The sequence below is a fragment of the Streptomyces sp. NPDC053665 genome (assembly GCF_055585285.1).
Map to the genome: position 1 here is coordinate 377,736 of NZ_JBVJKK010000008.1, position 12,213 is coordinate 389,948.

Here is a 12,213-nt window from a genome sequence, read left to right on the forward strand (position 1 = left end):
CGCGAGGGTGCCCGGTCCTGCGGGCCGGCCTCTCCCCCGGCGGCGCCGACGCCGCCTCACCAGGCGGGTCGCAGCGGTCCGCCGGGCGCGATGCGCAGCAACTGCTCCCGCAGCGCCCGCAGTTCGCCCTCCCCCACCAGACCCTCCCATGCACGTACGGCCTCGGCGGCCGCCTCCTCGGCCGCGCGCGTGCACGCCCGCCCGCGCTCCGTCAGCACGACGAGACGCGCCCGCGCGTCCCCGGGGTGCGGCCGTCGCTCGGCATAGCCCTTGCGGACCATCTCGTCCACGAGCTGACTGGCCGCCTGCTTGGTCACCCCGAGGTGGACGGCCAGGTCGGTGACCGTCGCGCCGTCCGGGACGAGCCGCGCGAAGGCGAAGCCGTGCGCGGGCCGCAGTCCCTCGAAGCCGCGCGCGACCACACCCTCGTGGATGCGCTGGGTGAGCCCGCCGGCGGCGGCGAGCAGGGCGGCGGACAGGGCCATGGCCTCGGAGGTGTGCACGGATGCATTGAAACACCCTTGACGAAACGGTCAAGCCGCTTGACCATGTAGTCAAGCAGCTTGACCATATCGCCCATCGGAGGCCGCCATGCCCGTCGTCCGCTCGTCCGAGGCCGTCACCCACGAGATCCACGGCGCCCGTTTCGTCTCGTACGCCGCCCCCCGCAGCGGCAGCAGGGAACTGTGCGCCTGGCGCGGGGAGATCCCGCCCGGGCTCCGCGCGCCGGCGCACACCGTCAGCCGCGAGGAGATCTTCCACCTGCTCGACGGTGAACTGCTCGTCACCCTCGACGGCCGCACCGAGCGGATCGCCGCGGGCGACACGGTCATTGTCGGGGCCGGCGCCACCCTGACCGTGGAGAACCCCACCGACCGGACCGCGCACTCCTGGGTCACCACCTCCGTGGGCCTGGAGGCGACGCTGGCCGACGGCACCCGCCTGGTGCCGCCGTGGGCCAACTGACGTCAGGCGGACGGCTCTACGCCGCCGCCCCGCCCAACCCCCCGGGCATCACCGCCCGCGGGCCGAACTTGGCCCGGGCGCGGTCCGCGACCTCCTCGATCCGGCGGACCCTCTCGTCCACGGGGTCGAAGGTCAGCTGGTGGGCGGCCCGGTCGGCGGGGTCGAGCCCTTCGGCGCGCAGGGCGATCGCGCGGACCCGGGCGCGCTGCAACCCGAGCGCCTCGTACATGCCGTACGCGGCCCTGGTCAGCGCCGGGGAGTGCGCGGTCGGTTCGGGCAGGGTGCGGCTGCGGGTGGTGGCGGACCTGTCGGCGTAGCGCACGGTGAGGGTGAGGGTGCGGCAGACCTTCTCCAGGGCGCGCAGCCGGGCCCCGATCTCCTCGGCGGCCGACAGCAGGGCCCGCCGGTGCCGGTCCGGGTTCAGCTCGTCGCGTCCGAAGGGGCGCTCGGCGGCGAGGATGGGGGTCCCCCCTGCCCGAGCGTAGCCGAGGCCTTGGGGGAGGGAGACGGCGTTCGGCACGACCCGGCCGCGGTCGACACCGTTCGCCTTCTCGCGCAGCTCACGGCCTGCCTTGGCGCCGATCAGCCGCTGGAGCGTGGACAGAGGGGCGGCGGCGACCCGGCCCAGGGTGTCGAGCCCGTAGTCGGTGAGGGTGCGGGAGGTCGCGGCGCCCACGCCGGGCAGGGCGGTGACGGGCTTGTCCGCGAGGTACCGGGCGACGGCCTCCGGCTCCCCGGGCACCACATGGGTCTCTCCGGGCCGGGCGTCGTCCAGCGCCATGCGTGCCAGCATCGGCCCGGGCCCGGCCCCGATCACGCAGTCGACACCGTGCAGCGCGAGTGAGCGGACCCGGATCACCGAGGCCAGTTCGACGGCGTCGCGCCGGAAGTACCGCTCGGCGCCCCGCAGATCGGCCAGCGCCCCGTCCGGCGGCAGGGCCTGGACGACCGGTGTGAACTCCTCGAGCATCCCGAGCAGGTGGGGCAGGTCGGCCTCGCTCGTCGGAGGCAGTTGGAAACGTACGCAGAGGATGGTCATCCCGCACTCCCCGGACTCTGGTGCCACAACTTCCTTCCCACCGCGGGCCCTTCCCCCGCGGGACGCAGGTCGGCCCAGGGGTGCATCTCGTACCCCGTGGCCATGCGGATCTTCCGTCGCCGCATCGGGTCCTCGGCCGCGGATCCGGCCGGCGCGGGCAGTCCGTCCGATCCGGCGAGCCGGCGGCGCGCCGCGCCCTCGCCGTCGTCGCCGGACCCGTCGGACCCGTCGGGGCCGCCGGCGCCGGCCAGCCGGGCGGCGACCCCTTCCAGCCCTTCCTCCCGGCGCACGTCGAGCAGATCCGCGAGGTTCCAGACGGCTGCGCCCACCACGCTGAAACTGCGCGGGCCACGGCGCTGCACCACCCCGCGCACCAGCAGCAGCCAGGAGTGGAAGACGGTGTGGGCGCAGGTGTCGTGCGAGTCGTCGAAGAAGGCGAGGTCGACCAGGCCCGTGCCGTCGTCCAGGGTGGTGAAGATGACCCTCCGGCCGGAGCGGATGGGCGGTGTCTGGGTGGCCGCCTTGGCGCCCGCGACCAGCACCGTCTCCCCGTTGCGGACCTCGCGCAGCCGCCGTGCCGACACCACGCCCAGCTCGTCGAGGAACTCCCGGTGGTCGTCCATCAGATGGTGCGTGGCGTCCATGGAGAGCACGCCCAGCTCGGCGCTGAGCCGCTCCGAGGAGGTGAGGTCGGGCAGCCCGGCCGGGGCCGTCCTCCGTCCGCCGGCCAGCGGCAGCTGCCCCCCGCCGCCGCCCCGCGCTCCCCGGTGCAGCTCGGTCAGGTGCAGTTGCAGGTCCCGGCGGTTGGCGCCGAACGCGTCCAGCGCGCCGACCTGGGCGAGCCGTTGGGCCAGCGGGCGGCTGGGCCGGCCCCGCTCCCAGAAGTCGACCAGGGAGGCGTACGGCTGCCCCTCGGCGATCCGCGCCGCCTCGGCCTCGCTGATGCCGTGCACGTCCGAAAGAGCCAGCCGCAGCCCCCACTTACCGGACACCAGTTCGATACGGTGGGCGACTCCCGACTTGTTCACGTCCAGCGGCAGCACGGGCACCCCGCGCCGCCGCGCGTCCGCCAGCAGCAGCCGCTTGGGGTACATGCCGGGGTCGTGCGTGAGCAACCCCGCGTAGAACGCGGCCGGGTGGTGCGCCTTCAGCCACGCCGACTGGTAGGTCGGCACGGCGAAGGCGACGGCGTGCGCCTTGCAGAAGCCGTAGCTGCCGAAGGCCTCGACGATCTCCCAGGTGCGCCGGATCGTCTCCGCGTCATAGCCGTTCGCCGCCGCGTGCTGGGCGAACCACACCTTGATCCGCGCCTGCGACTCGGGGTCGGACAGTCCGCGCCGCACCCGGTCGGCCTCGCCGCGCCCGCAACCGGTCATGCGGGCGACGATGTCGATGATCTGCTCGTGGAAGACGACGACCCCGTAGGTCTCCTTCAGCGGCTCCTCCAGGTCCGCGTGCGGGTAGCGCACCGGCGCCCGCCCGTGCCGGGCCTCGATGAACGGCCGCACCATGTCGGCGGCGACCGGGCCGGGCCGGAACAGCGAGATGTCGACGACCAGGTCGTGGAAGCCGGCCGGCTGGAGCCGCCCGACCAGGTCCCGCTGCCCGGGCGACTCGATCTGGAAGCAGCCGAGCGTCTCGGTGGACTGGATCAGCCGGTACGTGGCGGGGTCGTCCGGCGGGAGGGCGTCCAGCTCCACCTGCTCCCCCGACGCCCGCTCCACCTCCCGCACCGCGTGCGCCATCGCCGACTGCATCCGCACCCCGAGCACGTCCAGCTTCAGCAGCCCGAGCTCCTCCACGTCGTCCTTGTCGAACTGCGACATCGGAAAGCCCTCGCCGCTGGTCGGCACGACCGGCGTGCGCGACAGCAGCGAGGCGTCGGACAGCAGCACCCCGCACGGGTGCATGGCCACCCCGCGCGGCAGGGCGTCCAGCGCCTCGACCAGTTCCCACAGCTTCCCGTACGTGTCCTTCTCGCCCGCCAGCGCGCGCAGCTCGGGCAGTTCCTCCAGCGCGGCGCGGGCGTCGCGGGCCCGGATGTGCGGGAAGGCCTTGGCGATCCGGTCGATCTCGGCCGGGTCCATGGACAGGGCGGCCCCCACGTCGCGGATGGCGTGCCGGACGCGGTACGTCTCGGGCATCGCGACCGTCGCCACCCGCTCGGTGCCGAACCGGTCGATGATCGCGCGGTAGACCTCCAGCCGGCGGGCGGACTCGACGTCGATGTCGATGTCGGGCAGCACGACCCGCTCCTTGGACAGGAACCGCTCCATCAGCAGCCGGTGCTCGATCGGGTCGGCGTGCGCGATCCCGAGCAGGTGGTTGACCAGCGATCCGGCCCCGGACCCCCGGGCGGCCACCCGGATCCCCATGGCCCGCACGTCGTCGACCACCTGGGCGACGGTGAGGAAGTAGGAGGCGAACCCGTGGTGGGCGATGATGTCCAGCTCGTGGTGCATCCGCTCCCAGTACGCACGCCGCCGGTCGTAGCCGTGCAGCACCATCCCGGCCGCGGCCCGCGAGGCCAGGGTCCGCTGGGCGCTGCGGCGCCCGGCGCCGACCAGATGCGGTTCGGGGAAGTGGACGGTGCCGATCCCCAGGTCCCCCTCGGGGTCGACCCGGCACTCGGCGGCGGTGGCCTCGGTCTGCTCCAGCAGCCGGTGAGCGGTGCCCGGCCGGAATCCCGCGGCCTCCATGATCCGCTCGGCGGCGTGCGCCATGTCCCCCGGGCCCTTGAGCCAGGCCTCACCGGAGTCCAGCTCCCCGGCCGGGTCGATGGGCACCAGCCGCCGGGCGGCGTCCAGGACGTCGGCGACCGGCCCCAGCCCGGGGTCGGCGTAGCGCACGGCGTTGGTGAGCACGGGCCGGATCCGCTGCTCGGCGGCGAACCCGACGGTACGGGCGGCCAGCCGCAGCGAGCCGGGGCCGGTCCCCTGCCGGCCGTGCCAGACGGCCTCCAGCCGCAGGTCGTCGCCGTAGACCTCGCGCCAGGGCACGAGCAGCCGCGCCGCCCGGTCGGGACGGCCCGCGGCCAGGGCGCGCCCGACGTCGGAGCCGGGTCCGAGCAGCACGGTCAGCCCGTCGCCGTGGTGGCGTTCCCAGGGCAGCAGCGGGGTCCCCTCGCCCTCGTGGGCGGCCGAGACGAGCCGGCACAGCCCGGCCCAGCCGCGGGCCCCGTCCCGGGCCAGGAAGGTGACGCGGGGAGCCGATTCGTCGACGAAGGCCCCGCCCCGCACCGGGGTCCGGCGCCGCCCCCGCGGGCCGGCCACCTCGGGCGGTTCAGCCGTCGCGACCGCCAGGTCGGCGCCGAACAGCGGGCGGACCCCCGCCTTGGCGCAGGCCTTCGAGAACCGGACCGCCCCGGCGAGGGTGTCGCGGTCCGTCAGTGCGAGGGCGTCCATGCCCCGCTCCAGGGCGCGCTCGGCCAGCCGCTCCGGATGCGAGGCTCCGTGGCGCAGCGAGAATCCGGAGACGGTGTGCAGATGCGTGAACCCCGCCACACGCACCTCCTGCACTCGTGAGCGACTGCTCTCGAACATCTGTTCCCAGCTACCTCACCCCCACCATAAACCAATTTTCGAATAAGTGTGCGACATCCGTTCGGCCCCGCCCCACCTGCGGAAACACCGGGTGTCCCCTGACCGTGGAGGCATGCCGCACCGCTCGTTCCGCACCGAGGTGAGAGACGCCGTCACCCCCCGGGCGACCCTGCTCGTCGTGGGCGTGGTCGCGCTCCAGCTGCTGTTCATCGCCTCGTACGTGGGAGCCCTCCACGACCCCCGGCCCAAGGACGTGCCCTTCGGCGTGGTGGCGCCCCGGGCCGCGGCCGAGCAGGCGGGGACCCGCCTGGAACGGCTCCCCGGCACTCCCCTGGACCCCCGCGTCCTGCCCGACGCGGCGACGGCCCGGGCGCAGATCGAGAACCGCGACATCGACGCCGCCCTGGTCGTCGACCCGCGCGGCACGACCGACACCCTCCTGGTCGCCTCCGGCGGCGGCAGGATCCTCTCCACCACCCTGACGAGCCTCGTCACCACGCTGGAGAAGTCCGAGCGGCGCACGATCCGCACCGTCGACGTGGTCCCGTCCGCGCCGCACGACCCCAACGGGCTGTCGTCCTTCTACCTGGTGATCGGCTGGTGCGTGGGCGGCTACCTGGGTGCGGCGGCCCTGGCCATCAGCGCCGGGGCGAAGCCCTCGAACGTCTCTCGCGCCGCCATCCGGCTGGCCGTGATGGCCCTGGTCGCCATCGCCGGCGGACTCGGCGGAGCCCTCATCGCCGGCCCGGCCCTGGACGCCCTGCCCGGCGGCACGGCCGCCCTGTGGGGGCTGGGCACCCTGGTCATCTTCGCCGTGGGAGCGGCCACCCTGGCCCTGCAGGGCCTGTTCGGCACGGTCGGCATCGGCCTGGTCATCCTGCTGGTGGTGATCCTCGGCAACCCGAGCGCGGGCGGCGCCCTGCCCCCGCCGCTCCTGCCGCCCTTCTGGAAGGCCATCGGGCCGGCGCTGCCCCCGGGGGCCGGCACCTGGTCGGCCCGCTCCATCGCCTACTTCTCCAGCAACGCCCTGACCGGCCCGATGCTGGTCCTGGCGGCGTGGGCGGTGGCGGGGACCGCCATCACCCTGGCGGCGGCCGCCCTGCGGCACCGCAGGAACGGCCCTCCCGCGACGAGGGCGGGAGAGCCGGCAGCGGGAGAGCCGGTCTAGGACAGGGCACAGGACGGCGAACGGCCCCGCCCCCAGGAGGGGCGGAGCCGTTCGCGCAGGGTGCGCTCGCGCGTCAGCCGATCTGCGTCCCGGTCGCGGACAGCGCCTCGGTCACCGGCTGGAAGAACGTCTCCCCGCCCGAGGTGCAGTCACCGCTGCCGCCGGACGTGAGGCCGACGGCCTTGTCACCGGAGAACAGCGAGCCGCCGCTGTCGCCCGGCTCGGCGCACACGTCGGTCTGGATGAGGCCGTTCACGATGTCGCCGTTGCCGTAGTTCACGGTGGCGTCCAGACCCGTGACCTTGCCGTCGTGCACCTGGGTCGTCGACCCGCTGCGCGTGACCTGCATGCCGACGGTGGCGTCCGCGGCACCCGAGATCTTCTGGGTGGACCCGTTGTACAGGTTCACCTCGCTCGGGTGGTCCACCTCGGCGGTGTACTTGACCAGCCCGTAGTCGTTGTCCGGGAAGCTGGAGTCGGCGTTGGTGCCGATCTCCTGGCCGCTGGAGTCGGACCAGGTGGAGATGCCCTCGGTGCAGTGACCGGCGGTCAGGAAGAACGGCTCGCCGCCCTTGACCACGTTGAAGCCGAGCGAGCAGCGGCCGCTGCCGCCGGTGATCGCGTCGCCGCCGGCGACGAAGGGCTTGTACTCCCCCTTCGTGCGCTTCAGTTCGGCCTTGGCGCCGAGCCCGTCGACGACCTCGGTGAGCTTCGCCCACTCGGCCTTGGAGACCGTGCGGTCGGCGGTCACGACGACCGTGTTCGTCGTCGGGTCGGTCACCCAGGAGGTGCCGGGGATCGCCGCGTCCTGCTTCAGCGTGCCGCGGGCGCTCTTCAGCTCGGCGAGCGAGTTCTCCACGACTCTCGCCCGGGCGCCCGCCTCCTCGACGGTGTGTGCGGCGGCCTCGTCGAGCACGTTCACCACGAGGCTCTTGGCCTTCGCGTCGTAGTACGTCCCCGCCGCGTCGCCGCCCAGGTCCTGCGCCAGCGTCGAGGCGAGCTTTCCGGCCGCCGTGACCGACAGGGTCCGGGGGGCGGACGGCTGGGGGCTCTCACTGGCGTTCGCGGTCTGGAACGTCACTCCCGCGGCCACCAGCGCGGCGATGCCCGCGCCTGCCACGGCTGCACGCCGCCTGGGTATGCGTCGATGCTTCAACTTCGGTCCTCCTGTGGGGGGTCGGCCCGAGGAGGTTGTGGGGACCTCGGCAGGCCGGAAGGCTTCGTTGACGAGCGCCCACTATTCCGAGATCAACACGGAGCACACAAGGTCGAGTTCGAGACGCGCACGGACGGCGGTGCGCACGCCCCCTCATAGTGACCGCGCACGGTCAAAACGGACCCAACCAACTCCCTTTCGCGGAGCAAACATTACGCGCGAGTAATGGGCGCACACGCTGTGCGGTCCAGCCATGGCCGAAAGTCGCCCTCCCTGCCCCGCCAACCGGGCACCCCAAAAAGTACATTGATGAACCATCGCACCATCTCCACACAGTCCCCACCGAACGAGGCGCCGCACGGCACAGGAAAAGCCCCCGCACGCGATGCGTGCGGGGGCGGGGAACGCTCGGACTGCTGCCCGGCAGGGCCTAGTAGACGCTGACGCCGTAGGCGCTCAGGGCCTCCGTGACGGGCTGGAAGAACGTGGTGCCGCCGGAGGAGCAGTTGCCGCTGCCGCCGGAGGTCAGACCGTAGGCGGTGCCGTTGCTGCCGTAGAGCGGGCCGCCGGAGTCGCCCGGCTCGGCGCAGACGGTGGTCTGGATCAGGCCGGAGACGACGTCGCCGCCGCCGTAGTTGACGGTGGCGTTCAGGGCGGTGACCCGGCCGCTGTGCGTACCGGTGGTGGAGCCGTCACGGATGACGGTGGTGCCCACGGCCGGGGTGGCCGCACGCGTGATGTCCACGCCGTTGGCGGTACCGGGCCGGCTGACGGAGCCCGAGTAGCGGACGATGCCGTAGTCGTTGCCCGGGAAGCTGGAGCCGGTGGTCGAGCCGATCACCGTGGTGCGGCCCGAGTTGGAGTACCAGGTGCCGGCGCCGTCGGTGCAGTGGCCGGCGGTCAGGAAGAACTGCTGGCCGCTGCTGTTCTGCACGTTGAAGCCGAGGGAGCAGCGCCAGCTGCTCGCGTAGATGGCGTCGCCGCCCTGGATCAGCTTGCTGAAGGTGCCGGGCGTGCGCTTGATCGTGAGCGCGTCGGCGTTGCCGCCGGCCTGCTGCTTGATCTTCGCGATCTCGGCCTGGGTGACCGTGCTGTCCACGGTGACGAGCACCCGGTTGGTCTTGCTGTCGACCGCCCAGGCGGTGCCCGGGATGTCGGCCTTCAGTATGGAACCGCTGGCGCTCTTGAGCTCCGCGGTGCTGAAGGCGGTGGGGGTGTCGGACGCGTTCGCGCTGGGGATCGCGATCGCGGCGGCGGCGACGAGGCCGGTGGAGACGGCGATCAGCCGGGTCCGTCTCGAGATGCCGCTGCTGGGGGTGGTGCGCTTGATCCTCACTTGTCGTTCCTCCACAAAAGGAAGTCGGGGGCCCTCGTGGGGTTTCGGGCCCGTGAGGCGCAGCCGGGGGCGGGCCGTCCGGATTCCGAACACGCCGTGCCCCTGACAAGCGCTGAGGGGGAGTATTCGGCCGAACGGCCGGTCGGCGCAAGGGTGCCTTTCGGCCGTCAACTTTTGAACGATCTTTGCATTCCGCCCCCGGGGGCCCACCCGTCACGCAAGTAGGCGCTCTCCGGCGGCAACAGGGACGTCCAGGCTGTTCCCCGGCGGCGGGAAGGGGCAGACGAAGTGGTCGGCGAAGGCGCACGGCGGCAGGAGCGCCCGGTTGAAGTCGACCGTCGTATGCCCCTCGGCGTCCGGGGCGCCGGGCTCGAGGAACCGGAAGCGGTAGCTTCCGTTCCCGCTGGTGGCGTCGGCGAACACGGCCCACAGCGACCCGTCCTGCCGGACGGTCACCTGGAGGGTCAGCTCCCGGCCGTCCAGCTCGAAGGCCAGCTCCCCGCCGAGTCCGAGACCCCGCTCCCGGCCGTCGGCGTTCGGCACCCGAACGGTCCGGCCGCCGGCGTCGTAGGGCGTGAAGCGCCCCGGCACCGCCCAGCGCGGGTCGTACGGGGTCACGCGCAGACCGCCGAAAGCCCGGCGCGCGGGAGAGTCGGGGTCGTAGTCCCGCACGCCCCACACCCCCTCGCGCACCAGGACGACCAGCCGGCGCCGCCCGTACGCCACCCTCGCGCGGGCGACCGGTCCCGGGTCGGCCGTGAGCCGCACCTCTCCGGTGAACGGCTGTCCGTCCACCGTGAGTCCGTCCGTTTCGGCGGCGATCAGCACCACCGCGTCACCGTCGGCCCGCCACCGCCCGGGGATGTCCGGAAGTCGACCGTCCGGATAGTCCTCGATCCAGTGCGTGCCGATGAGCGCGAGCGGCCCGTGGGGCGCCGCGACCGTCTCCACGCGCCGCTCGTGCCACCGCTGCCAGTCCTGGATCGCGTCGCTCGTCATACGGGCGACCCTGCCACACGCGGCGGGTCAGCCGTCGCAGGGGCAGCAGCAGTCGCACCCGTCGCAGTCGCAGTCCCGGCAGACGCCCTCGCGCTTCTTGCGGGACCACGGCCCCTCGTACTCCTTGGCGCAGCACATCTTGCAGGTGCAGCACAGCAGCCAGAACATTCCGCAGCCCGCCCAGAACCCGCGCCGGCGGGGCGGCTGGGGCACCGGAGCGCCGAACCCGCCGAAGCCACCGCCGCCGAACCCGCCCCCGCCGTAGGGGTTCCCGCCCCCGCCGGCGTACGGGTGCTGCGGCGCACCGCCGTAGGGGCCCTGCCCGTGGGGCCCCGGCTGCCCGTACGGCCCCTGCGGCGGCTGCTGCCCGTACGGTCCGCCGCCCTGGTGCGAGGCGCACACCGGCACCGTGCCGAACGCCCGGTCCACCGAGCGCCGCAGTTCGTGCACCAGGAGCAGGTGCACGAGCCGGCCGTCGGTGAACTCGGCGTCCTCCAGGGCCAGCCGCACCCCGTGCACCGCGTCGTCGGCGAGCCGCCGCACCTCCGCCGGCGGCGTACCCGTCGCGGCGATCGGGTTCCAGGCGCCCGCCGCGGCGTCCGTGTGCAGGTCCTCCACGGCGTCCAGCAGATGGGCGAGGCGCCCGAACAGCCGCCCGGCCTCCGCCAGCGGCGCCGCGTTCTCCGGCCGCCCGGCGAGGACGGCCGTGTGCGCGAAGGCCGCCGCCGTGGCGGTCTCGGTCGGCTCGGTGACCGTCAGCAGGGAGGTCCCGGGGCCGGCCAGCGCCTCGATCCCGCCCTGCCGGTCCACCGCGTCGAGCAGGACCGCGGTGTCGAAGCCCACGGCGGTGCCGGTGCGGGCACCGGCCGCGTCCCAGCTCGCGGCGACCCGGCGCGCGGCCCGCGCCACCGGCCGGCGGGCCAGCAGCCCGTCCCCGTCGCCGATGTGGTCCCGCACCTTCGCCGAGGCGAGCACCAGCGAGACAGCCGCCGCCAGGCGCGCCCCCTCGCCGTGCGCGACGGAGGCGGTGCGCATACCGCGCAGCGCGCAGGGGCCGGCCGTGCGCCGCGCGCTCCCGCCCGGCTCGGCCTGAGCCTCCGTCAACACCGATACGAGAAGCCCGTCATAGTTCGTCACGATGCGGGCGAACTGTCCGTGGTCACCGCGCAGTGCGAGGCAGAGTCCGCACAAATGCGCCATCCACTGCCCGGCGAGCTTCTCCCCCAGCCGGTGTCTGCAAGGCCTGACGATTCCGAACACGACGTTCCCCCGAGGTTCGTTGCGACGATGAGCTGCGGCATCGTATCGGCACCCGCATTCACCCGTACGCCCCGGCCGTCACCCGTACGCCGAGAAGAATCATATTTCACTCACAGTCAGCAGCCGTTTGGGAAACGACCCTTGGGACACACGGACTCTCGACGGATTCGCTGTGCACCAGTACCGTCACAAACCCCCCGCGCGGCGTCTATCCACTTGGCGCGCCATCCGCATCATGGACGACCATAGGGATGCGGAAAGAGAAAGACCGCTGTGAGAGGAGGCGTCCATGGGATCGGTACGCAAGGCAAGTGCCTGGCTTGGCCTCGTCGACGACAACGAAGACGAGCGTTACTACGACGACGACTACTCCGACGGGACCGAGCCCGGGGAGGCCTGGGTCACGGATCCGCGCGTCAAGGTGGCCTCGGACGTCGCCGAGGAGAAGGGCCGGCGCATCGGCACGGTCACCCCGGACAGCTTCCGGGACGCCCGTGCCATCGGTGAGCTGTTCCGCGAGGGCGTGCCGGTCATCATGAACCTGACGGCCATGGAGGCCTCCGACGCCAAGCGCGTGGTCGACTTCGCCGCCGGGCTGATCTTCGGCCTGCGCGGTTCGATCGAGCGGGTGTCGACCCGGGTGTTCCTGCTGACCCCCGCCCACACCGAGATCGTCAACGGCGACCCGGCCGCGCACCGCGCGGACGGATTCTTCAATCAGAGCTGAGGCAGGGCCGCTCACCGGCC

General features: G+C 73.3%; 10 protein-coding genes. 3 read left to right on the forward strand and 7 right to left on the reverse strand.

From position 1 onward, the window contains the following. Window positions 1–56: 56 nt before the first annotated feature. On the reverse strand, window positions 57–503 hold the full coding sequence (locus tag ACZ6ZN_RS29785) for a MarR family winged helix-turn-helix transcriptional regulator (RefSeq protein ID WP_398110491.1): 447 nt from the start codon (window positions 501–503) through the stop codon (window positions 57–59). Between the two features lie 88 nt (window positions 504–591). Here ACZ6ZN_RS29785 and ACZ6ZN_RS29790 point away from each other — a divergent pair, with 88 nt between their 5' ends. Continuing rightward, a complete protein-coding gene (locus ACZ6ZN_RS29790; protein WP_451877473.1) occupies window positions 592–966 on the forward strand; it encodes a cupin domain-containing protein in 375 nt (124 codons plus the stop codon). 16 nt (window positions 967–982) lie between these two features. Here the strand turns inward: ACZ6ZN_RS29790 and ACZ6ZN_RS29795 are convergent, their stop codons facing one another. Both ACZ6ZN_RS29795 and ACZ6ZN_RS29800 read right to left on the reverse strand, forming a co-directional pair. Then, entirely contained in the window at window positions 983–2,005 is a 1,023-nt protein-coding gene (locus ACZ6ZN_RS29795) for a DNA polymerase Y family protein (protein WP_469650974.1), read from the reverse strand. Further along, a complete protein-coding gene (locus ACZ6ZN_RS29800) occupies window positions 2,002–5,508 on the reverse strand; it encodes a DNA polymerase III subunit alpha (protein WP_469650977.1) in 3,507 nt (1,168 codons plus the stop codon). Before ACZ6ZN_RS29800 ends, ACZ6ZN_RS29795 begins: the two co-directional genes overlap by 4 nt. A gap of 151 nt (window positions 5,509–5,659) precedes the next feature. On the opposite strand from ACZ6ZN_RS29800, the gene ACZ6ZN_RS29805 reads away from it, so the two are divergent. Continuing rightward, window positions 5,660–6,715 carry a DUF3533 domain-containing protein gene (locus tag ACZ6ZN_RS29805; protein ID WP_469650979.1) on the forward strand — a complete coding sequence of 352 codons (1,056 nt, stop codon included), beginning with the start codon at window positions 5,660–5,662 and terminating at the stop codon, window positions 6,713–6,715. A gap of 73 nt (window positions 6,716–6,788) precedes the next feature. Here the strand turns inward: ACZ6ZN_RS29805 and ACZ6ZN_RS29810 are convergent, their stop codons facing one another. The 4 genes from ACZ6ZN_RS29810 to ACZ6ZN_RS29825 all read right to left on the reverse strand — a co-directional run bounded on the left by ACZ6ZN_RS29810 (window position 6,789) and on the right by ACZ6ZN_RS29825 (window position 11,466). Further along, on the reverse strand, window positions 6,789–7,871 hold the full coding sequence (locus ACZ6ZN_RS29810) for a S1 family peptidase (protein ID WP_398110486.1): 1,083 nt from the start codon (window positions 7,869–7,871) through the stop codon (window positions 6,789–6,791). Between the two features lie 430 nt (window positions 7,872–8,301). Continuing rightward, a complete protein-coding gene (locus ACZ6ZN_RS29815; RefSeq protein ID WP_469650982.1) occupies window positions 8,302–9,207 on the reverse strand; it encodes a S1 family peptidase in 906 nt (301 codons plus the stop codon). A 213-nt stretch (window positions 9,208–9,420) separates the two neighbouring features. Further along, window positions 9,421–10,206 carry a DUF1684 domain-containing protein gene (locus ACZ6ZN_RS29820; RefSeq protein ID WP_469650984.1) on the reverse strand — a complete coding sequence of 262 codons (786 nt, stop codon included), beginning with the start codon at window positions 10,204–10,206 and terminating at the stop codon, window positions 9,421–9,423. Between the two features lie 27 nt (window positions 10,207–10,233). Further along, window positions 10,234–11,466 (reverse strand): DUF5685 family protein, encoded by a 1,233-nt coding sequence (locus ACZ6ZN_RS29825; protein ID WP_469650985.1) that lies wholly within the window; start codon window positions 11,464–11,466, stop codon window positions 10,234–10,236. A gap of 289 nt (window positions 11,467–11,755) precedes the next feature. On the opposite strand from ACZ6ZN_RS29825, the gene ACZ6ZN_RS29830 reads away from it, so the two are divergent. Beyond that, window positions 11,756–12,193, forward strand: a complete 438-nt coding sequence (locus ACZ6ZN_RS29830) for a cell division protein SepF (RefSeq protein ID WP_398110482.1) — start codon at window positions 11,756–11,758, stop codon at window positions 12,191–12,193. Window positions 12,194–12,213: the final 20 nt, after the last annotated feature.

Excerpts from the sequence above, each read along its gene's own strand:
- ACZ6ZN_RS29790 (WP_451877473.1), top strand. The coding sequence starts at position 592 with ATGCCCGTCGTCCGCTCGTCCGAGGCCGTCACCCACGAGATCCACGGC.
- ACZ6ZN_RS29795 (WP_469650974.1), bottom strand. The coding sequence starts at position 2,005 with ATGACCATCCTCTGCGTACGTTTCCAACTGCCTCCGACGAGCGAGGCC.
- ACZ6ZN_RS29805 (WP_469650979.1), top strand. The coding sequence starts at position 5,660 with ATGCCGCACCGCTCGTTCCGCACCGAGGTGAGAGACGCCGTCACCCCC.
- ACZ6ZN_RS29820 (WP_469650984.1), bottom strand. The coding sequence starts at position 10,206 with ATGACGAGCGACGCGATCCAGGACTGGCAGCGGTGGCACGAGCGGCGC.
- ACZ6ZN_RS29830 (WP_398110482.1), top strand. The coding sequence starts at position 11,756 with ATGGGATCGGTACGCAAGGCAAGTGCCTGGCTTGGCCTCGTCGACGAC.